This window comes from Crassaminicella thermophila, from assembly GCF_008152325.1.
GTDB classification, from domain to species: domain Bacteria; phylum Bacillota; class Clostridia; order Peptostreptococcales; family Thermotaleaceae; genus Crassaminicella_A; species Crassaminicella_A thermophila.
Genome location: NZ_CP042243.1, coordinates 2,314,948 through 2,337,178, shown reverse-complemented (window position 1 = coordinate 2,337,178; position 22,231 = coordinate 2,314,948). Strand labels below are relative to the sequence as shown.

At 31.4% G+C, this 22,231-nt stretch carries 19 protein-coding genes, 7 tRNA genes and 1 riboswitch; of the genes, 24 read left to right on the top strand and 2 right to left on the bottom strand.

Going from position 1 to position 22,231, the window contains the following annotated elements:
* Window positions 1-35 precede the first annotated feature (35 nt).
* From FQB35_RS11825 to FQB35_RS11795, 7 genes are all read left to right on the top strand, one after another.
* Window positions 36-109 (top strand) — tRNA-Gly (locus FQB35_RS11825).
* Between the two features lie 4 nt (window positions 110-113).
* A tRNA-Arg gene (locus tag FQB35_RS11820) sits at window positions 114-190 on the top strand.
* 5 nt (window positions 191-195) lie between these two features.
* Window positions 196-271 (top strand) — tRNA-His (locus tag FQB35_RS11815).
* A 7-nt stretch (window positions 272-278) separates the two neighbouring features.
* Window positions 279-354, top strand: a tRNA-Gln gene (locus FQB35_RS11810).
* Window positions 355-359: 5 nt separating this feature from the next.
* Window positions 360-435 (top strand) — tRNA-Lys (locus FQB35_RS11805).
* Window positions 436-442: 7 nt separating this feature from the next.
* Window positions 443-516, top strand: a tRNA-Gly gene (locus FQB35_RS11800).
* A gap of 181 nt (window positions 517-697) precedes the next feature.
* Window positions 698-774: transfer RNA gene (locus FQB35_RS11795), tRNA-Arg, on the top strand.
* Between the two features lie 174 nt (window positions 775-948).
* Here the strand turns inward: FQB35_RS11795 and FQB35_RS11790 are convergent.
* Window positions 949-1,818, bottom strand: a complete 870-nt coding sequence (locus FQB35_RS11790; protein ID WP_148810089.1) for a cell wall metabolism sensor histidine kinase WalK — start codon at window positions 1,816-1,818, stop codon at window positions 949-951.
* A 158-nt stretch (window positions 1,819-1,976) separates the two neighbouring features.
* On the opposite strand from FQB35_RS11790, the gene FQB35_RS11785 reads away from it, so the two are divergent.
* The gene (locus FQB35_RS11785; protein WP_148810088.1) at window positions 1,977-2,273 is read left to right on the top strand and encodes a sodium ion-translocating decarboxylase subunit beta; all 297 of its coding nucleotides are present in this window, start codon (window positions 1,977-1,979) and stop codon (window positions 2,271-2,273) included.
* 36 nt (window positions 2,274-2,309) lie between these two features.
* On the opposite strand, the gene FQB35_RS11780 is transcribed toward FQB35_RS11785, so the two are convergent.
* On the bottom strand, window positions 2,310-2,648 hold the full coding sequence (locus FQB35_RS11780) for a hypothetical protein (protein ID WP_148810087.1): 339 nt from the start codon (window positions 2,646-2,648) through the stop codon (window positions 2,310-2,312).
* Window positions 2,649-2,829: 181 nt separating this feature from the next.
* On the opposite strand from FQB35_RS11780, the gene FQB35_RS11775 reads away from it, so the two are divergent.
* The 16 genes from FQB35_RS11775 to phaC all read left to right on the top strand — a co-directional run bounded on the left by FQB35_RS11775 (window position 2,830) and on the right by phaC (window position 22,217).
* The gene (locus tag FQB35_RS11775; RefSeq protein ID WP_148810086.1) at window positions 2,830-3,846 is read left to right on the top strand and encodes a DUF6765 family protein; all 1,017 of its coding nucleotides are present in this window, start codon (window positions 2,830-2,832) and stop codon (window positions 3,844-3,846) included.
* Window positions 3,847-4,168: 322 nt separating this feature from the next.
* Window positions 4,169-5,725 carry an ABC transporter substrate-binding protein gene (locus tag FQB35_RS11770; protein WP_148810085.1) on the top strand — a complete coding sequence of 519 codons (1,557 nt, stop codon included), beginning with the start codon at window positions 4,169-4,171 and terminating at the stop codon, window positions 5,723-5,725.
* Between the two features lie 77 nt (window positions 5,726-5,802).
* Window positions 5,803-6,732 carry a nickel ABC transporter permease gene (gene nikB / locus FQB35_RS11765; protein WP_148810084.1) on the top strand — a complete coding sequence of 310 codons (930 nt, stop codon included), beginning with the start codon at window positions 5,803-5,805 and terminating at the stop codon, window positions 6,730-6,732.
* Between the two features lie 18 nt (window positions 6,733-6,750).
* Window positions 6,751-7,650, top strand: a complete 900-nt coding sequence (gene nikC / locus FQB35_RS11760; protein ID WP_148810083.1) for a nickel transporter permease — start codon at window positions 6,751-6,753, stop codon at window positions 7,648-7,650.
* 23 nt (window positions 7,651-7,673) lie between these two features.
* Window positions 7,674-8,645, top strand: coding sequence for an ABC transporter ATP-binding protein (locus tag FQB35_RS11755; protein ID WP_148810082.1), 972 nt, complete (start codon window positions 7,674-7,676; stop codon window positions 8,643-8,645).
* 17 nt (window positions 8,646-8,662) lie between these two features.
* Window positions 8,663-9,634: an ABC transporter ATP-binding protein gene (locus FQB35_RS11750; RefSeq protein ID WP_148810081.1), complete on the top strand. Its 972-nt coding sequence runs from the start codon at window positions 8,663-8,665 to the stop codon at window positions 9,632-9,634.
* A gap of 33 nt (window positions 9,635-9,667) precedes the next feature.
* The gene (locus FQB35_RS11745; protein WP_148810080.1) at window positions 9,668-10,702 is read left to right on the top strand and encodes a M42 family metallopeptidase; all 1,035 of its coding nucleotides are present in this window, start codon (window positions 9,668-9,670) and stop codon (window positions 10,700-10,702) included.
* A gap of 113 nt (window positions 10,703-10,815) precedes the next feature.
* Window positions 10,816-10,997: riboswitch (cobalamin riboswitch) on the top strand.
* A 166-nt stretch (window positions 10,998-11,163) separates the two neighbouring features.
* Window positions 11,164-11,892: a DUF2162 family putative transporter gene (locus FQB35_RS11740; RefSeq protein ID WP_148810079.1), complete on the top strand. Its 729-nt coding sequence runs from the start codon at window positions 11,164-11,166 to the stop codon at window positions 11,890-11,892.
* Entirely contained in the window at window positions 11,873-12,562 is a 690-nt protein-coding gene (locus tag FQB35_RS11735) for a MotA/TolQ/ExbB proton channel family protein (RefSeq protein ID WP_148810078.1), read from the top strand. Before FQB35_RS11740 ends, FQB35_RS11735 begins: the two co-directional genes overlap by 20 nt.
* A complete protein-coding gene (locus tag FQB35_RS11730) occupies window positions 12,516-12,872 on the top strand; it encodes a DUF2149 domain-containing protein (RefSeq protein ID WP_231701789.1) in 357 nt (118 codons plus the stop codon). The genes FQB35_RS11735 and FQB35_RS11730 overlap by 47 nt, the downstream gene beginning before the upstream one ends.
* 110 nt (window positions 12,873-12,982) lie before the next feature.
* Complete coding sequence (locus FQB35_RS11725; RefSeq protein ID WP_148810076.1) at window positions 12,983-17,665, top strand: cobaltochelatase subunit CobN; 4,683 nt, start codon at window positions 12,983-12,985, stop codon at window positions 17,663-17,665.
* A gap of 158 nt (window positions 17,666-17,823) precedes the next feature.
* The gene (locus FQB35_RS11720) at window positions 17,824-18,147 is read left to right on the top strand and encodes a DUF3870 domain-containing protein (protein ID WP_148810075.1); all 324 of its coding nucleotides are present in this window, start codon (window positions 17,824-17,826) and stop codon (window positions 18,145-18,147) included.
* A gap of 145 nt (window positions 18,148-18,292) precedes the next feature.
* The gene (locus tag FQB35_RS11715) at window positions 18,293-19,204 is read left to right on the top strand and encodes a DUF4392 domain-containing protein (protein ID WP_148810074.1); all 912 of its coding nucleotides are present in this window, start codon (window positions 18,293-18,295) and stop codon (window positions 19,202-19,204) included.
* Between the two features lie 357 nt (window positions 19,205-19,561).
* Window positions 19,562-19,978 carry a MaoC family dehydratase gene (locus FQB35_RS11710; protein ID WP_148810073.1) on the top strand — a complete coding sequence of 139 codons (417 nt, stop codon included), beginning with the start codon at window positions 19,562-19,564 and terminating at the stop codon, window positions 19,976-19,978.
* A gap of 25 nt (window positions 19,979-20,003) precedes the next feature.
* Entirely contained in the window at window positions 20,004-21,101 is a 1,098-nt protein-coding gene (locus FQB35_RS11705) for a poly(R)-hydroxyalkanoic acid synthase subunit PhaE (protein WP_148810072.1), read from the top strand.
* Between the two features lie 45 nt (window positions 21,102-21,146).
* Entirely contained in the window at window positions 21,147-22,217 is a 1,071-nt protein-coding gene (gene phaC / locus FQB35_RS11700; RefSeq protein ID WP_148810071.1) for a class III poly(R)-hydroxyalkanoic acid synthase subunit PhaC, read from the top strand.
* Window positions 22,218-22,231 lie beyond the last annotated feature (14 nt).

The following is a 22,231-nucleotide window of genomic DNA, read 5'->3' as shown; positions in this document are numbered from 1 at the left end:
GTGCTATCATATTATATTGTTGAGACAAAAAATATGCGGATGTAGTTCAATGGTAGAACTCCAGCCTTCCAAGCTGGTAGCGTGGGTTCGATTCCCATCATCCGCTCCAATGTGGGTTCATAGCTCAGCTGGATAGAGCAACGGCCTTCTAAGCCGTGTGTCCGGGGTTCGAATCCCTGTGGACCCGCCATTATGGTGGCTGTAGTCAAGCGGTTAAGACACAGGATTGTGGCTCCTGCATTCGTGGGTTCGAATCCCATCAGCCACCCCATACATATTGGGGTATCGCCAAGTCGGTAAGGCACCAGACTTTGACTCTGGCATTCGTAGGTTCGAGTCCTGCTACCCCAGCCAAATAAGACCCATTAGCTCAGTTGGTAGAGCACTTGACTTTTAATCAAGGTGTCCCGCGTTCGAGCCGCGGATGGGTCACCATATATATGCGGATGTAGTTCAATGGTAGAACTCCAGCCTTCCAAGCTGGTAGCGTGGGTTCGATTCCCATCATCCGCTCCAGTAATAAACTCTAAATTAGTTTTGAATAACTGATTTAGAGTTTATTTTTGGTTGTATGATAGATGTCGAGGTGGGTTCCATAGCATTTATTATAGAACGTATTTTGATACTGAGTGAAGAATCAACTTGAAAAATAAACTGTTATAGTGTATAATAAATAATGCTTAAAAAATAATACCGTGCGCCCTTAGCTCAGTTGGATAGAGTGGCTGACTTCGAATCAGTTCGTCGGGGGTTCGAGTCCCTCAGGGCGTGCCAAAAATAAAACCGTTGATTTTCAACGGTTTTTTGTTTTGAAAATGTTCGACTCATTTTTGTTTTTGTAGTCTAAAGGTAACGCTTTTCATTAAATATTGCATATTAAATACCCCACCAAGATAACTAGTGGGATTATGTTATTGAGCATAATATTTGGTTATAGAAATTTGAAAATCAATTATTTTTTGTATTATAATAGAACCATTCAATGTTTATAGAATTTAAGAATTCATTTTTCAATCTATATTTTATTTGTTCAGAAGTTAAATTATTTATAAATATATCTTTTTCGAAATTTTCAAGCCATGAATATTTTATTCTATTTGACATGTGTAGTGCTATTAGTTGTAAAGAGCCTAATATAAGCAATATATATATTGCGTACAAAAAAAGTTCATAGTTTGCGTATAATAGGTTATTATGTATAAAAACTTGAGAAAGTGAAACATATAATGGATAAGGAAAATAAAGAAAAAAGGGAACATATACTATATAAAAAATAATTTTAATACGTTTTTTTACCTGATTATTGATTAAAGCAATATTTTTTTTAAAGTAATTATTATACAAAATTCTTAAGCGAGTTAAAAAACAAATAAAATAAATAATTGAAAAATATTTGTATGGGAAAGAGTTAATGTCATATGTTGATGAATTATAAAAAATTATTATATTGGCAATTAGAGCTAATCCTGCAAATAATATTTCCGTTAAATAACCAAATAAGTAACATTGCTTATCTAGATCTGTAAACTTATTTTTTGCTATATCCATTATAGTATTTCTACGAAAAATAAAATTAAAAGCCTTAAAAACTACTAAATCCAAAAAATGGTATATTGTAGCATAAAATAAAGTAAGAATTATTATTTTTGATTGATATTTTGGAAAATTAATTACTAATTTGTTTGAAGTTACTGCTATAAAGATTAATATACCCGCTAATCCAAAGGTTGAAGTATTTAATTTATGATACTGTGTAAGTTTTAAGTTTCTTACAAAATCAATCCACTGATTACGGTTAAAATTGTTTTCGAAATTCATAATATATCTCCTTAAATATACTTTAAATACACATTTAGTACAAAGATATTATAACATAGATAGTGTCAAGATACTGTAGTGATGTTAGTATAATATTGTGGGTATATAAAGCTGAATACTTTAAAATATAAATTAAGGAAAGGAAGAGGAAAAGAAATATGAATCATAAGACAAAAATAAGGATATATAAATTTGGAATGATTTTTAGTGGTTTAATGACTGTACTACTTATTACATTTAATTTAATTATTGAATATATAATCAAATTAATGGCAGGAATTGAGCTAAATATAAATAGTTCATCTTCAGTTGGAATTATTGGTGGAGCAGATGGGCCTACTGCTGTTTATCTAGCAACAAGCGGATCTGCGATTTTTAGGTATATATTTGCAACTGTCTTTTTTATTAGTACTATTATTTGTATTGTTAAGTGGAGAAAGTTGAGATTAAAATAATTATGATAGAATATAATATGTTATGTGGATTGGTTTTTATTTGAAATACCCAAAAACTTCAACTGCTAAAAATAGCATTATAACGCTAATTAAAAAAGAAGTGGTAGCCCAAATAAAGCTATAAAGCATCTGTTGTTTTAAGGTTGTGGCTTTGGTTTGCATTAAGAAGCCATAAATCATGATTATAGTACTCCAAATTATCATATACATAGGAATATCATATATTGTCCCCATTACGACAAGAAATATGAAAAGAATCGTAAATTGTATTATAATATTATCTTTTCTTCTGAAAAATTTAGAATACTCAATATAATCTATTTCTCCCATAAAAAAAGCTATTTGCATATTAATAAATTCAATAATTTTATTCATTACTTCACATCCTAGTTTCAGCTAATATTTTTTCTTTTCTCTTTAGTTTTTTATAATATGCTGCAAGTTTTGATATTTAACTATATCATTTTTTTGTATACTATAACAACTATTATAACACAGGGGAAAAATGAGGGGAGGCAGTATAATAGAATCGATTTTTATCTAAAGGGGGATTATTATGAGAATCGATTTTCATTTTTATGCTATTTATACACTTTGTAGGTTATCGGGGATGAAGGATAAATTTAGTAAAAAGATTGCATATGCATCACAGCATACGGATGATGCAAAGTATGATCATGTACTTGAATTTAGTAGTGGAGGAAGATTTCAGCAGCAGATGTCTGCTCATAAATTTCTTGACCTAGGTGTTTTTAGTAAAAATACTGGATATGATATATTTATACCATTTCATTTTTTACCTGGAATAGAAGGAGAAGATTTTTACGAAAAATTATTGTGTAGGCAAAATAGTAAAACAGCTAAAGAGATGTTAGAAGATACTCTTCATACATTAAATAAACCATATGGAATTCATAGACTTGGAATATCATTGCATGTATATGCAGATACATGGTCTCATCAAAATTTTCATGGACTATTAAAAAAGCATAATAATGTAGAAGATATAGAACTTCAAAATGATATAGAGAACGATTCAGAAAAAATCACATGGTTTCGAGCTAAATTTATTCCACCTATTGGGCATGGGCAAGCATATATTTATCCTGATGAGCCATATTTGATTTGGAAATATAGAGCAAATAATATGAAAGAAAAGCTAATGGTAAATAACCAAATAAGAACGATTGATGCTATTTATCATATATATAATTTTTTGGTAAATGACGTGAAAAAAATAAAACCTGAAATTTATAATGAAGATGCAAAAAAATGGGAGGACATTAAGGATAATTTGAGACAGGTTGTTTTAGCAAAGAGGCAAATAGAATCGAGAATAAAACTTTGGCAAGAAAAATTGAAAACGGGTTTCTTCGGATTTGAAGCACAAATTCAATACGATGATAGAGAATGGTTTAAGGAAGCAGTGAAAGTTATTAATAAGGATCGTAATATATTTGATAAAAAAGAAAACTTTCATAAATCTGATTGGAAGTATTTTCATGATGCATTGACACTGCACAAATTTTATATAAAGCATGAATTATTACCTAAATACGGGATAATCACATAGTTATGGAATGGATATATCTCCTCTGATGATTGAATAAAACGTATATAATCAGAGGGGATATTTTTATACAGAAATTTAAAAAATTAAAGACTGTTTTTATAAAAAATTTTTAAAAAGAAGGGAAAAGTAAAAAAATATAGAATATTACATCATTGCAAGAAATAACAATAATTACAAATATATACATAATTTCATTGAAGAAATGAATGGATATAAGATGATTGTTTATTTTTTATATGGAATCTATTGATTGAAACCTGAAAACTTAATGGGTTTAGGGTTTTTATAAAAATATAATGAAATTTTTAAGGGGGAAAGGGAAATGTTTAAGAAAAATTATAAGCTACTAGCTATGTTCCTTACGATTATGCTTTTAGTAGCGGGACTTTCTGGATGTGGACAATCTAGCAATGAGGCTGCTACGGCAGAAGTGAAAGATTCTTTAGTGGTGGCTACTACTTATGATGCAAAATCTTTAGATCCACATGCAACAAATGATGTAGCTTCATCAAATGTTATGCAGCAAATTTATGAAAACTTAGTTACTTTAGATGAAAATAATCAAGTTATTCCACAGCTTGCTGAGAAGTTTGAAAAATTAGATGATAAAACTTATAAATTTTATTTAAGAAAAGGAGTTAAGTTTCACAATGGAGAGGAGCTAAAAGCTAGTGATGTTAAGTTTACATTTGAAAGAGCTTTAGCAAAAGGAGGATCTATTAAACATATTGTTGGAGATATTGATCCGAATGGATTTGAAATTGTAGATGATTATACAATTATTATTAGAACAAAAGTACCATCTACAGCATTTTTGCCATCTTTAATTCACGTGGGTGGAGGAAGTATATTAAATGAAAAAGCAGTAAAAGAAGCTGGAGATGATTATGGAATGAATCCAGTTGGCACAGGTCCTTTCAAATTTGTAAGTTGGGCAAAAGGGGACAAAATTGTTTTAAAGAGAAATGAGGATTATTATGGAGAAAAACCGAAGTTTTCTGAATTAGTAATTAGAGCAATTCCTGAGGCTACAAACAGAACTATAGAGCTTGAAAGCGGTGGGGTAGATATTGCATACTCTATTACACCAAATGATGTAAGTAGAGTAGAGGAAAATCCTGATTTAAAGCTTTTGAGAAAAATAGATAACTCAACAACCTATCTTGGATTTAACTGTGAAAAGGCACCATTTGATGATGAAAGAGTTCGTCAAGCTATTAGTTATGCACTTGATACAGAATCTATTGTAAAATCTGTATTTAGAGGTGTTGGCGGAGTTGCTATAGGACCTGTTGCTCCAAATGTAAATTATTATAATGCAAACTTAGGAAAACCTGACTATGATGTAGAGAAAGCAAAAAAACTTTTAGCTGAAGCAGGATATAAAGATGGATTTAAGACTGTTCTTTGGACAAATGATAAAAAAGAAAGAATTGATATGGCAACAATTATTCAAAATCAATTAAAGCAAATCGGTATTGAGGTTGAGATACAAGTACTTGAATGGAGTGCTTATTTAGAGGGCCTAAAGCAAAAACAACAAGATATGTTTATTGTTGGATGGACTTGTCAAACACCAGATCCTGATATGGCTTTATATGGTCCATTTCATTCTTCTATGAAAGGAAATAATAACTTTACTTTCTTTGGAGATGAAAAAGTTGATGAACTTATTGAAAAAGGAAGACTATTAGAGGATTCTAAAGAAAGACAAGAAGTATACTATGAAATTCAAAAGCTTATTAGAGAAAAATCTCCATGGGTATTTTTAAACAATGGAGAGCAAGTCGTAGGTGTGAGAAAGAATGTAAAAGGATTTACACCAAGTCCATTTGGATATCACAAACTTTATAATGTTTATTTTGAAGATCAACAATAATGACTTTTGATAAGGGCATAGGAAACTATGCTCTTATCTAGTATAGATTTTTGGCATAGCTAAAAGGAGGGGTATAAATGTTAAAGTATGTTTCACGAAGGGTATTGTTGTTGATTCCTGTTTTGATTGGTGTTGCCTTCATTGTTTTTACATTATTATATTTAACACCTGGAGATCCTGCTAGAATGGTTCTTGGAGAACAAGCACCACAAGAAGCTGTAGATGAATTAAGGGAAGAGATGGGATTAAATGATCCTTTTTTTGTGCAATTTGGACGATATGTTTATAAAGCAACTATAAAGCATGATTTAGGAAGATCATATATAACAAAAAGACCAGTAACACAAGAACTACTAAATGTATTTCCAACAACTTTAAAACTTGCATCCTTATCAATGGTAATTGCAGTTATTATTGGTATACCTTTTGGGATTATATCTGCTATAAAGCAGTATTCTGTATTTGATTCGGTAGTGATGGTATTTGCTCTTATTGGAATATCTATGCCTGTATTTTGGTTAGGATTATTACTTATATTATTTTTTGCTGTAAAACTTGGCTGGCTTCCTTCTTCAGGATTTTATAGTTTCAAACATATGATTTTGCCAGCACTTACCTTAGGAGCACAGTCAATAGCTATTATTACACGTATGACACGTTCAAGTATGTTAGAAGTTATTCGTCAAGATTACATAAGAACTGTAAGAGCAAAAGGACAAAAAGAGAGACTGGTTATTTTGAGACATGCATTAGGAAATGCACTTATTCCAGTTATTACTATTGCAGGTATACAGTTTGGAATTTTACTTGGAGGAGCAGTACTTACTGAAGTGATTTTTTCTGTACCTGGCGTTGGAAGATTAATGGTAGAGGCTATAAAAATGAGAGATTATCCAATTGTCCAAGGAGGGGTGTTATATATAGCGATTGCTTTTAGTGTGGTAAATTTATTGGTTGATTTATTATATGCATATGTTGATCCAAGAATAAGAGCTCAGTATAGATAGGGAAAGGAGGATTAAAAATTGAGTACAAAAACTTTAGAAGCTAAAAGTCAAAAACAAGAGAATGTAATAAAAAAGAGAAAAAGCAATTTTTGGGAAGTTATTAGGAGATTAAGAAAAAGTCATATGGCTATGATTGGACTTTTTATTGTTTGTTTATTAATACTTACAGCTATTTTTGCAGATGTGATTGCACCTTATGGATATGATGATCAAGAACTTAGTAATGCTTTTAAAAGTCCATCTTTTAAGCATTTATTTGGAACGGATGAATTTGGAAGAGATATTTTTAGTAGAATTATCTATGGTTCAAGGATTTCATTAGAAGTAGGGTTTATTGCAGTGAGTATTTCTGTAGTTATAGGAGGTTTTTTAGGGGCTATAGCAGGCTATTATGGTGGAATGGTAGATAATTTTATTATGAGGTGTATGGATGTTTTGCTTTCTATTCCTCAAATTCTTTTGGCTATTTCTATTGCTGCTTCTTTAGGACCAGGGCTTATCAATTTAATGATTGCTGTAGGAATATCTTCTATACCACAGTATGCAAGATTAGTTCGTGCTTCTGTTCTTTCTATAAGAGAACAAGAGTTTATTGAAGCAGCAAGGTCTGTGGGTTCTAGCGATATACGGATCATATTTAAGCATATATTACCAAACTGCTTAGCGCCTATTATTGTACAAGCTACACTAGGGGTTGCTTTTGCAATATTGACTGCTGCTGGACTTAGTTTTATCGGTTTAGGGATTCAACCTCCAACGCCTGAATGGGGAGCTATGCTATCTGGAGGAAGAGGCTATATTAGGGATTATGCTTATATGACATTGTTCCCAGGGTTAGCTATTATGATTACAATACTAGCATTAAACTTTCTAGGAGACGGTTTAAGAGATGCTTTAGATCCGAAGTTGAAAAATTAGTTTATACTTAGGAGTGTGATAAAATGAGCAATACAGATAAATTGTTAGATATTAAAAATCTAACAATTCACTATAAAACAGATAATGGAATTGTTCATGCAGTTGAAAATTTAAACTTACAATTAGGAAAAGGAGAAACACTTGGTTTTGTAGGAGAAACAGGAGCTGGAAAGACTACTACTGCTTTAGGAATCATGCAGTTAGTTCCTAATCCACCAGGGGAAATTGTTAGTGGAGAGATATTCTTTGAAGGAGAAGATTTATTAAAAAAATCGCAAGAAGAAATGAGGAATATATTAGGAGATAAAATTGCAATGATTTTTCAAGATCCTATGACATCCCTAAATCCTGTCATTACAGTGGGAAAACAAATTGCTGAAATGATAGAGCTCCATCAAAATGTAACAAAGAATGAAGCTATGAAAAAAGCAGAAATTATGCTTGAAAAGGTAGGAATTCGAAAAGAAAGAATCAATGATTATCCTCATCAGTTTAGTGGAGGGATGAAACAAAGGGTAGTTATAGCAATAGCTCTTGCTTGTAACCCTTCATTAATTATTGCGGATGAACCAACAACTGCATTAGATGTAACTATACAGGCACAGGTATTAGAATTGATGAAAGCATTAAAGAAGGAATATGATACTTCTATGATTATGATTACCCATGATTTGGGGGTAGTGGCAGAAATTTGCGATAAAGTTGCCATTATGTATGCTGGAAATATTGTAGAGTATGCAGATAAAAACAGCTTATATTTAAATCCAAAACATCCATATACTTTAGGACTTTTTGATTCTATTCCAGATTTAGAAGAGGAACAGGAAGAATTAAAAGTGATAAAAGGCTTAACGCCAGATCCGATGAATCTCCCATCTGGATGTACCTTTCATCCAAGATGTCCGAACGCTTCTGAGAAATGTTTTGTTCATAAACCTAAAATGCATGAAGTAACACCAGGACATTTTGTTGCATGTTTTTTATATGAAGGATAAAGTTAGGGGGATAAAAAATGGTAAACGTAGGGGAAAAACTAATAGAAGTAAAGGGGTTAAAAAAGTATTTTAAAACAAAAGAAGGAATGCTTCATGCGGTAGATGATGTAGATTTTTTTATCAATAAAGGTGAAACTTTAGGATTAGTTGGTGAGTCAGGATGTGGGAAATCTACTACTGGAAGAGTATTAATCCGCTTACTTGAAGCAACGAGTGGAGAAGTGATCTTCAAAGGAGAAAATATATTAAAATTTAACAATAAAAAAATGAGAAATTTTCGAAAAAATGCACAAATTGTTTTTCAGGATCCCTATTCATGTTTAAATCCAAGACTCACCATATCAGAAATTATTGCGGAACCACTTTATGTAAATAAAGTATATAGTAATAGTGTAGATATGAACAAAAGAATAAAAGAACTTATGGAAATTGTAGGGTTAGCAGAAAGACTTGTAAATGCTTATCCACACGAGCTAGATGGAGGAAGACGTCAAAGAGTTGGAATTGCAAGAGCATTAGCCCTTAATCCTGAATTTATCGTACAGGATGAGCCTGTATCAGCATTAGATGTGTGTATACAAGCACAAATATTAAACCTTATGAAGAATCTGCAAAGAGAATTTGGACTTACATATCTTTTTATTGCGCACAATTTAAGTGTTGTAAAGCATGTTAGTGATCGAATTGCAGTAATGTATTTAGGAAAGATTGTTGAGCTTTCTGATTATAAAACGATGTTTGTAGATCCGCTGCATCCATATACACAAGCTTTATTATCTGCTATTCCTATTCCAAGGGTTGATGTAAAAAGAAAAAGAATTATTCTTGAAGGAGATGTGCCAAGTCCTATTAATCCGCCTAATGGATGTAGATTTTATGGAAGATGCAGATACCGTAAAGATATATGTAAGCAACAAACCCCTGAATTAAGGGAAATTGAAATGGGCAGATATGTAGCATGTCATTTTGCTAAGAAATTATCTTATTAAATAAAGTTATTGATATAGAGGGAGGAAATATCCATGAATATTGATATGGCATATATGAAAGAGACAATGCTTAGAATACTTGAAATTCCTAGTCCTAGTGGAGACACAGACAAGGCTATGGATTATGTAAAAAGAGAATTTGAAAAGCTTGGCGTTTCTACTAGAATGACCAATAAAAAAGCTTTGATTGCGACAATAGAAGGGGAAGATAATGAAAATCAAAAAACAATTGCTGTTCACATAGATACTTTAGGGGCAATTGTAAGAGAAATTAAGCAAAATGGTAGATTGAAAATACTTCCAATCGGTGGGTTTGCATGGACTGCCTTTGAAGGAGAAAATGTAATAATTAAGACCTTAAAAGGAGAAACATATACAGGTAGTCTTTTACCAGAAAAGGCTTCTATTCATGTTTACTCTGAGGAAGTTAGAGAAACCCTTAGAACGGATGAGAATATGGAAATTCGTATAGATGAATTTGTTAAGAATAAGGAGGATGTATTAAATTTAGGAATCAATGTTGGTGATTTTGTTTATTTTGAGCCAAGAACAGTTATAACTCAAAGAGGCTTTATTAAATCAAGGTTCCTTGATGATAAGGTTTGTGTAGCTATTGTTTTTGGTTTGGTAAAATATTTAAAAGATCACAATGTAGAGCCTAAATATACAACTCATTTTTACATAAGCAATTATGAGGAAACAGGACACGGTATATCCTATATACCAGAGAAAACAAAGGAATTTTTGGCTCTTGATATTGGGCTTGTTGCACCAAATCAACAGTCAGATGAAACAAAGGTTACAATATGTGCAAGGGATAGTCGTACGCCATATGATTTTGGATTTAGAAAAAAACTTGTTGATATCTGCAAGTTGAATAATATAGATTATGTAGTAGATGTTTATTTTCGATATGGCTCAGATGCTAGTGTAAGTGTCCTTCAAGGATTTGATGTGAATTTTGCATGCATTGGCCCTGGAGTAGATGCTACACATCATTATGAAAGAACCCATATAAAAGCAATAGAAGAAACTATAAAATTACTGATTAAGTATATAACAGCATAAATCATTTGCTTTATGAAAAGGATGATTTACTGGTAATAATATTTATTATAGAACAAAAAAGGAAATTTTGTTACAAATTTCATATGGCATATGCTATAATATGTAAAGAAAAGTAAATATTAATGTCTACAGGTGCCAATTATATAGAATTGGTGAAAAGGGAAGCAGGTGAGAATCCTGCACGGTCCCGCCGCTGTAATAGGGAAGTCCTTACAAATGTCCACTGGGAAACTGGGAAGGAAGTAAAGGACGATGAACCTTAAGTCAGAAGACCTGCCTGTATGATAACACTAAAGCCCTACGGGTCATAGGGAGGTGTGGATATCGTTAGAATTTTCTTTGTATATAGAATGAAAGTAGGTATTTCCTTTATACAAGAAAGTTGTGTATTTCTGAGTATATTAAACCTCTCAATTTAAATTGAGAGGTTTTTTATGTATAAAAATAAAGAGGTGATATAAATGTTTTTAGCATTTATAAGCATGGTCTTTGCCCTTATTATTTTAAGCTTGAAAACAGGGATTATTCTTGGGGTAGCAGGAGTAAGTAGAAAAATGATTGTTTTTATTTCATTTTGTTTTGGAAGTATTTTATATGGAATGACTTTACTGCTTGCTTCTTACATGCATGTTCTTAGTGATTTTATTGATCGTTATACGTTTATAGGTTCGATGGCTTTATCAGGATTTTTCATTTATCTTGGATTACATGAAGAGGCATCTTGTAGAGATGAAATTTTTTCTAGTAATAAATTGAGTCGTCAAATGCTTGCATTTTTACCTTGTCCTTTTTGTCTGATTGCTATGGCAATTAGTGTAATGATTTTTCAACAAAAGCTAAAAGGATTTAATAGGTTATTTGAGTTAGGAATAGCTATACTTTTTATGATTTTGCTAATCATAATCGGTTTTGGGACAAAATGGATGATTGAACATATGCATATGAATCCGGGGAGAATATTCAATAAGTTACTGCTGTTTTTTGGAATGATTACTGTGGCACTAGGATTGTTCATTCCTAATTTTGTGAACTCAGCGCAAATGTTTTTTACGCCAATAGTTATTGATTCTCTAGAAATTTTAGTAGTAGTAGTGATTAGCTTAATTATCGTAAGTTTTATTGGTTTTATACAATATAGATTACAAAATAATAAAAAGGGGGGAAAGCAAAGTGAGTATTCCAGGGTCTGAATATTTAACTATTGTTTTACACGCTATTGCACAAAGTTTTTTGATTCCAGTAGTAGTAGGATTGCTCTTAATGATATTGATCGTTTTTATGGAACTAGGAAATTTTATTGCTGAAAGGCAAAAAAGAAAAGAAGCAAAGCAAGTTGATCTAGTTGAAATATTTAGTGACGTTAAAGAAAATTTGCCATGGCAAAAAAATAATATTTATCAGGTAATTGAGAATAATGGTCTAACACAAAGGCAAAAAGATTTAATTTATGATTTTATGAGTAAAGAAAACATAGGAAAAAGCTCAAGAAAAATTCTTGCAAGAGATATTTTAGATCAGGAAGAATTTCGCATGAAAAAGACGCTTGATAAAACAGACTTAATTACAAAACTTGGACCTGTGCTAGGATTAATGGGTACGCTGATTCCATTAGGGCCAGGGCTAGCACATCTTGGACAAGGAGATGTAGTGGGACTTTCTGAGGCAGTAATCATTGCTTTTGATACTACAGTAGTAGGGGTTGCAGTTGGTGCTATTGCATCACTGATTTCTAAGATAAGAAGAAGATGGTATGAAAAAGATATAAACCGTATGGAAGTACTTTTAGAATTAATTGAAGGGGATGAAGAAATTGTTGAGCAGGAGGAGAAAAAGAACACTGTCAGAAGAACGGGAAATTGATCCATTATCAGGAATGGCAAATTTAATGGATGTGATGATGGTATTTTGTTGTGGATTAATGGTTGCATTGGTTCTTTCATGGAATCTGCAGAATGTTATATTTTCTAATAAGACTCCTGAAGAAAGGAAAAAGATGAAGCAGCAATTACAGAAGATAACATCTGTAAATAAGGGAAAAGAACTTAAAGAGATTCCTGATGTTCATAATGGATCTGGAGAAGGTTACAATGAAATGGGAACTGTTTTTCAAGATCCTAAAACAGGAAAGTTGATTTTAATTGAAGGAGAATTTCATAAAGATGACCAATAGCTGATAAGAATGAAAATATGGATGAAAGGAAGTCTTATGTAATCAAATTATAATTTAACTATTAAAATATTTTAGCAAACAAAAACCAAAGACCAAAGGGGGTAGCTTTTATGAATCTTTCCAAAAGTTTATGCAGACGATTAGTAGCTATTACAATCTTTTTATGTATGATGATGACTTATATTGTCAATATACCTATTGCACAGGGGGAGAGTATAGACAAAATAAAAGTTGTTTTAGTTCTAGGTAGTGACAGTTATATTGCTTCTATGGTGGATGCATATAAAGAGCTACAAAATAAATATCCTTTAGATGTAAAAATATTTAGTACAACATTTTTAGAGAATTCTGATGTTGCTGAACAGTTAAAGGATAATTTAAAAGATACAGATGTATTATTAATGGAAATGATTGGTTCAGGAGGAATTTCTTTATTAGGTCCTATTATTTCAGAAGCACCTGAATCTTGTCATATATATTCTACAAGGAGTAGTGATTTTTCAGGACAGTATCCAAACATTGATTATAGTAAAGATGAAGAAATAAAAGCTTACTTCACAAAAGGTGGAGTAGAAAATATGCGTAGACTTCTTCTTTATTTAGGTGACCTAGGAGGACTAAAAGTAGCTGAACCTATAGAACCTTCAGGTATGCCAAGTTGCTTTATTTATCATCCTGATGCAAAAGAACTTTCTTTTAATGCAGGGGAGTTAGGGAAAGTTTTTTATGAAGCTATAAACGAAGAAACAAAAGAAATAGATCTTGCTTTGGTGACAAATACAGCACATCATGCCGTTTATGAAGCTGTATATGAAGCTGTGTATGATGATAGAAGAATACCTTTGGCACAAGATATATTGAAGGAAAATATTATTTATTCAGAATCAGATGAAAAGGATTGGAATGATATATTTTTATCATTAAGGGACTCAAATGATTTTATTGCTTCTGTTGCAGATGCAGTTTATAACTCAGTATATTCTGATGAAGGTCCTACAACACCTATTGTAATTGATGCATCCTATCATGTATTTTATGAAAAAGGAGATAAAAATATTGAATTTAAGGAATTATCAAAGACTATTACAGATGCTTTAAAAAGTTCTAAGGATACAAGTACTTTATTTAACCAAGTAAAAAATTGCTTAGAAACGAAACCAGCTTTCCCAGGAATCTTTGAAAATTTAGAGGCGTATAAAGCTTGGTATAAAAAGAGTGGTCATTTTAAGGAAAATGGTTCATGGATAGGAATTTCAACCTATGATAGTGCATATAAGAATAATGATATTGATATGTATTTAGCATTATTGAAGGAGTTAGAACAAAATAATGCTAATGTGATGCTTGTATTTACAAATTCTAGAAATAGAATAAATATAATAGATGAATATTTCATGCGAAATGGTAAAAGTATCATTGATGCTTATATTGCGGGATTTGGATTTAATTATAAATATGGCAAACCTGAAGTAGCTGTTGAGATTTTTAATAAATTAAATGTACCAGTAATTACGCCTACATATAGTAGAGACCTTGATGATTGGGAACAAAATTCTGCTGGAATTATGAATGCAATGTATTGGCAGATTGCTATGCCTGAAATGGATGGAAGAATTGAGCCAGTATTTATGGGAGGAACAAAGGAAATAGGAACTGATCCTATTACTGGTGCACCTCTTATAAAAAAAGTACCACTAGATTATAATATAAAGCGTTTAGCAGGGCGTGTAAAGTCTTGGGCAGATCTTAAGAATAAAGAAAATGAAGATAAGAAGATTGCTTTGATTTATTATAGTCACCATGGTGGAAAAGATGATTTTTCAGCATCTTACCTAAATACAATAGAGAGCGCATCAAATATTTTAGAAGCATTAAAGAAAGATGGTTATAAGGTTGAAGGTGAAATAGATCCTGAAGCAATAAAGAGAATGTATGATGAAAGAGGACGAAATGTGGGGAGCTGGGCACCAGGAGAGATGGAAAAACTAGTAGATTCAGGTGCTATAACAATACCAGTAGAAAAATATCTTCAGTGGTATAATAAGCTGCCAGAAAAGCTAAAAGAAGATGTAGAAAAGGAATGGGGAAAAGCTCCAGGAAATGTTATGGTTGTAGATGATAAAATTATTATACCAGGCATGAAGATGGGAAATATTTTCATTGGACCACAGCCAATGCGGGGATGGGGAGATGATCCTAGCAAAATAGCTCACTCTCCTGAATTGCCACCGACACATCAATATATAGCTTTTTACTTATGGTTACAAAATGAATTAGAAGCAGATGCAGTGATTCATTTGGGAACACATGGTACCTTAGAATGGTTACCAGGTCGTAGTGTAGGTTTAGGTGAAGATGATTGGCCAGATCAATTGATTGGAAATATGATAAATATTAACCCTTATATTATGAATAATCCAGGTGAAGCAACGCAGTCAAAAAGGAGAGGTTATGGAATAACTATTGACCATTTGATTCCTCCAATGATTCAACCTGAACTTTATGGAGATTTGGTAAATTTACAAGACTTAATTATAAAATATTTAGATGAAATCAATAAAGGAAACAATGAAAGAGCTGTACAACTACAAAACCAGATTGTAGAAATTGTTCAAAAAAATAATCTTGATAAAGAAATTGATTTAGATTTGACAAATAAATTTTATGAATCAGCAGAAAAATTACATGAATATCTTGAAGCATTTACAGAAGAATTGATGCCTTACGGATTGCATACACTAGGGGAGCCACCTAAAGGAGAATTATTTGATAAAATGGTAGATTCTATCGTAAATTATGATAAGGAAAATAGAGAAAGTGATAGAAGTACTATTGAAGATAACTTAGCATTAGCAACTCAAGAAATCACAAATATCCTAAGAGCCCTTAATGGCGGATATATTGAACCAGGACCAGGAAAAGATCCGGTAAGAATACCAGATGCATTACCTACAGGTAGAAATATTGTTACATTTGATCCAAGGGAAATTCCTGATAAAGCAGCATGGGAAACAGGAAAGAAAGCTGCAGATCAATTGATTGAAAAATACAAGGAAGAATATGGAAAATACCCGGAATCTGTAGGGGTTGTTTTATGGGCTATTGAAACCATGAGAACAAATGGTGAAACTGTTGGAATGATTATGAGATTAATTGGTACAGAACCTGTATACAATAAATATGGACGCGTTGATTCTGTAAAGGTTACGCCAATAGATGAGCTTGGAAGACCTCGTGTTGATGTGGTAGTAACTATATCAGGATTATTCAGAGATACATTCTTATATACAGCAGAAATTCTAGATGAAGCGTTTAGACTAGTACAAAACCTTGATGAATCTAGTAATGATAACTATCTAAAGAAACATTATGATACAATAAAGGAAAAACTAAAAGATAAAGGTATAGATGAAGAAACAGCAGATACTTTAGCAGGGGCAAGGATTTTTGGTGATGCACCAGGAACTTATGGAACTGGTGTTTCAGAAATGGCTTCGGCTACAAACTCATGGGATTCTCAAGAAGATCTTGTTGATGTTTACATGAAGCGTATGTCATTTATTTATGGAAAAGATATTTTGGGTGAAAATTTTGATGAAAAAGCAAGAGAAGTTTTTAAAGATATGTTAAGTAATGTAGATATTGTGACCCAAATAAGAGATTCTATATGGGGAACAATGGATAATGATGATGTAGCACAATATTTAGGGGGACTAAGTTTGGCTGCTAAGGCAGCTTCCGGTGAAGATATAGTATCATACATTGTAAATACGCGAAAAGCTGGAGATCCACGAGTTCAATCATTATCAGAGTTTGTATCAACAGAATTAAGAACAAGAGTATTTAATCATAAATGGATTGAAGGTATGTTGAAAGAAGGTTTTTCTGGTTCTGTAGAAATTGGTAAACATATAGGAAATATGTTTTTAATGGATGCAACATTAGATGCTATTGATGATTGGGGTTGGCAAAAGGTAGCTGAAACCTTTATATTTGATGAAACAATCCGTTCTCAGCTAGACCCTTATGTAATTCAAGCCATTATTGGATGGAATTTAGAAGCTGCAAGACGTGATATGTGGAATGCGGATGATAAGGCAATGGAAAAACTATCTAATATTTATATTGAAACGGCTGTTGATTATGGGGTTGTCTGCTGTCATCATACATGTGCTAATATTAAATTAAATGAATTGGCAGCAAATTTTTCTACACTAGATAAAGATATATTGAATAAATTTAAGGATATTTTCAAAGAAGCTACTGATGAAGATATAAAAATTAAAAATTCAAACAATAAGAATACTTCTACAAATAGCAGTTCATCTAAAAAAGATAAAGATATTGTAAAAGAAACTATTCCTGTTACAAAAGAAGAAATGGTAATACCTGTTGAAGATCAAGAAAAAGTAAAACAGCAACAAGAAATTCAAGAACAAAAAGTAGAAAAAGTTGAAGATAGTTTAAAACAAGTGGTAGAAGAACAGGACATACCTTTAGCTACTGTAGAAGAAATAAAATCTGAACCGAATAACAGTAATGTAGGAAATAAGAATGATAAGAAAGAAACAGTTATTTCAAAGAATAATGTTGGGACACAAAAAGGTGAAATGCTACAGCCAGAAAAATCAGAAAGTAAGGAAGAAACTCAGGAATGTAGTGTACGGGCTTATGAAATTGAGAAAAATGATCAAAACAAGGGAAATGTTAGCAGTGCTGTATCCTTATCAGCAATTATGATGGCTTTGGCTCTTGTAGGACTTGTACTGAAAGGATATATAATGAAGAAATAATTGTTAAAATACCTCTGTTGATGAAAGCAGAGGTATTTTTTCTAAATACATACAAATAACATAGTAAATGCTTGTAAAATATGATATAAAAAGAAGGAAAAAAGTATCATTCGATAGAAATTAGAGTATATATGATTATGTATAAGGGGGATATGTAGTTGGTATATGAAAAGAATACAATCTATGTTTTAGGTACCTCAAAAATTAGTAAAAATGATCCTATTGCAGCTTTATATGATATACTGTTTATAGGGATTATATTAGAAAGAGATAGTGGTAAAATTATTGATTCTACTTGTAATATGGTAAGAGATGTTACGAGTGATTTTATTAAATCTATATTGGTAGGCTATCAGCTATTAGATGATATAGATGAAATTATAGATGAAATAAAGGATAGATTTTATGGGATGGCACAAAAGGCAGTTATTGCTGCTATAAAAGATGCACGCAATAAGTACATGATGATTAGAAATCAATAAAGATAATTTTATATAAAGTTTTATTTACCCAGTATATAGATTTGCCTCTGTATATATCGGTAAATAAGACCCAGTTTGCATTTACTTGCGCTGGGTCTTTCTATATTTTTGAAAAAATAAATTATATACAAGGAGATGAGAAAAATTGAATAAAAAAAATTCCGAAGAAATTTTTGAAAAAATAGATCATGTTATAAGAAAAAATTTACATCAAAGAGGAATGCATAAGATTAAATTGCCAGGAGAAATACAAAGAGCAGCAGCAGAACTTTTAAAAAGTTCTACAGTTTTTATCGTTACAGGTTTTTGTATAAGAGATACCCTTACCGGTGAGACAGATGGGCCTATTGGAGCTATAGCTTTGGCTAGTGCATTAGAACAATTAGGGAAAAAAGTGGTACTCATAACAGATAACTATTCTAAAGAAATGTTATATAAGTGTTGCTTGATAAAAAATGTTGTTGCACCCATAGAAATTGTTCCTTATAAAAATGAAAAAAAATTTTGTGATCAACTATTTAATACTTATAGACCATCTCATATAGTAGCTATAGAAAGACCCGGAAGAGCAAAGGATGGCCGCTGTTATTCCATGAGAGGAGAGGATATTAGTGATGTTGTTCCAAATACAGATATATTGTTTGAAAAAGCAAAAGAGCTTGGCATTATTACATTAGCTGTTGGAGATGGAGGAAATGAAGTAGGAATGGGAAAAGTTTCAACATTTATTGTAGATTTTGTAAAGCATGGGGAAAAAATATGTGCGGCTATCAGTACAGATTATCTTATTGTTGCAGGGGTATCTAATTGGGGAGGTCATGCTCTAACGGCAGCACTTTCACTTCTTACGAATACAATGCTGCTTCATGATATAAAAACAGAAATCCTTATATTAAAGAGCATAATAGAAGCTGGAGGTGTAGATGGATGTAGCAAAAAAAGAGAATTAACTGTAGATGGTCTAAGTTTAAAAGAGAATCTTAAAATTCTTAAAAAATTAAGAACAATAGTAGAATTTGGAATCCGTGAATACAAGACCAATAAACGAGTTATATAGATAGAAATATTAAAAAAAATTAACAGAGAAAAAGACATATGGGATTATAGAATATTCGACACAAGAAATTGAAAATGATTCTTATCAAAATATAGTATCTTATAAGGAAAAAAGAAAGAAAAGAAAAAAAGAAGCTAAAAGGCTTCTTTTTTTGTAATAATTTGGTTATGAAATTTAGCCATTTTTGCATATAAAAAATTATATACTCCTATCAGGTTGTGACAAAATTTCCATAGCTATTCGTGTAAAATAAGCATTGTTAGTTTCAAAAATATAGATATTATCCAGTGATAAGCTTCCCGGGAATAGAAGACTGGATCTTTATAAAGCTTATATAAAAAATGAAGGGGTGGGAATATGGTAATAGATAAAAAATATGAGGAAATAAAGATCGGTGATACAGCTAGTCTTTCTAAGATTATAACAGAAGAAGATATTACTGGATTTGCTAATGTTACAGGTGATTACAATCCGATACATCTTGATACTGATTTTGCTTCTAAGACAATGTTTAAAAAAAGGATTGCACATGGAATGCTTACTAGTTCTTTGATTTCTGCTGTTTTAGGAACAGAATTACCAGGTGCAAATACTCTTTATCTATCTCAAAATATGAAGTTTTTAGCACCTGCTTATATAGGAGATCAGTTGACGGCTGTTGTAGAAGTAAAAGAAAAAAGAGATGAAAAAAGGATTCTGATATTAAAAACAATTGTTAGAAATCAATCAGGTACTGAGATTGTAAGTGGAGAAGCTGTAGTAAAAAAAATGTAATCATTAAATATAAGGGGGATTTTAAATGTTTTTTCTAGATGCATATAATAATTTCATGGGACAATGGGTTGATTCACAAAAGAAAGTTATAGATATGTGGCAAGAAAGCTTTGCACCTAAAGATGAAAAAAAAGATTCAGCTAAAGTGAATAATATGGAAGAGGCTATGAAAAATCAAATGGAAATTTTTAATCAGTGGGTTGAAATGATGAGCGATATGTTTACGAAAAATATTAGCTTATTTGGAGGAGGGCCTACTAAAGAGGTATTAGATAAAATGATGAATAGTGCAAATATTTATTCATATTTGTATCGTTTTTGGGACGAGCTAAATAAACAGGCTACAGCAAATCCTACAGATTATGTACAAAAAGTTTTTAGTAAGTGGCAAAACGAATATATAAAAACTTTTTCGAATCATTTTGTATCATATTTACCTGAACCTACACAAAATATATTTAAAGAGTCTATGGAAATTTATCAAATGTATTTTGATAATGTTAAAAAATTTTCTCAGCCATGGTTAGAAAATGCTAAGGAGTTTCAAAAGTTAATGGGTACAAATATTTATCAAGATAAAGATGCTTTCTTTAATTATGTAAAGCTTTGGGGAGAAAATTATGAAAAAACATTTGGAAAATTCTTTGATACTCCTATTATGGGAATCAATAGAGAATATTTTGAAAAACAAATGGAAAGTATAGATTCCTTTATGAAATATACAAATACTTTAAGTGAATTTTCTGCTACTATTTTTAGCGTAGGACTTGAAACTATGGAAAAAATAGCACAAGATTTACAAAATATGATGCAGAATGAAAGTCATCCAAAGACTTTTAAAGAGTTTTATGAGTATTGGTGGAGAAAAAATGAAGAGGCTTATAAAAATCTTTTTCAAACAGATGATTTTTCAAGTTTGTTAGCTCAAGTCGTTGATGCTAGTGTTGTTTTTAAGAAAAATTATGATAAATTACTTGAGCAGCAATTAGCTTTTTTACCTTTCCCAACTAAGACAGATATGAATAGTCTTTATAAGACAGTTTATGAACTAAAAAAATCAGTTAGAAAGACAAGAAAAGAGCTTAATGAGTTAGAAAAAAGATTAAAAGAAAAGGGCGAGTAGATTTGTCTAATGTTTAGAAAAGAATAAATAAGGGGGTATTGAATTATGTATTCAACTTTTGGAATAGATATTGAAAAATCAATGAAAGAGATGTTTGATATACAAAAAAAATTTTTGAAAGGGATAGAGATACTTCAAAATTTAGAAGAAATAGATGTAGATGCAACACCAAAGGATCTTGTGTTTGAAGAAGATAAAATGAAGCTATATCACTATAAACCATTTACAAAAAGACCTTGTAAAGTACCAACTTTAATTGTTTATGCTTTAGTTAACCGTCCGTATATGATGGATATTCAGCCTGACCGTAGTGTTATAAAAAACTTACTAGAATTAGGACTTGATCTATATATTATTGATTGGGGATATCCTACGTCAGAAGATATGTTTCTTACGATGGATGATTATATAAATGGATACATCAATGATGCTGTTGATTATATATTACAGTCACGAAATATTGAAAAAGTAAATCTTATAGGGGTGTGTCAGGGAGGAACATTTTCTACAATATATTCATCCCTTTATCCAAAGAAGGTAAATAGCTTAACTACGATGGTTACTCCTATTGACTTTGATATAGAAGAGGGACTTTTATTTAAATGGGGTAAATACTTAAATATAGATAATATGGTAGATGCTTATGGTGTTATACCTGGTTCTATGATGAATTATGGTTACATGATGCTTAAACCATTTCAGTTAATGTTAGATAAATATGTTGGGATGTTAGATAATATGGATAATCCAGAAGTTATGAAGAACTTTATGAGAATGGAGAAGTGGATATTTGATAGTCCTGACCAGGCAGGGGAAACCATTCGTCAATTTGTGAATGATTTATATAAGGAAAATAAACTGGTAAAAGGAACCCTTGAAGTAGGTGGAAAAAAGGTTAATCTGAAAAATATAGATATGCCATTGCTTAATATTTATGCAGAATATGATCATTTAGTACCTCCTACATCTAGTAAAGCTTTGAATGATTTGGTATCTAGTAAAGATAAAGAGTTATTCTCTTTTTCTGTAGGACATATTGGTATGTATGTAAGTTCTAAGTCCCAAAAGGAAATAGCTCCTAAAATGGCTAAATGGATAAAAGATCATTCAAAATAGAATGAGTTATTTAA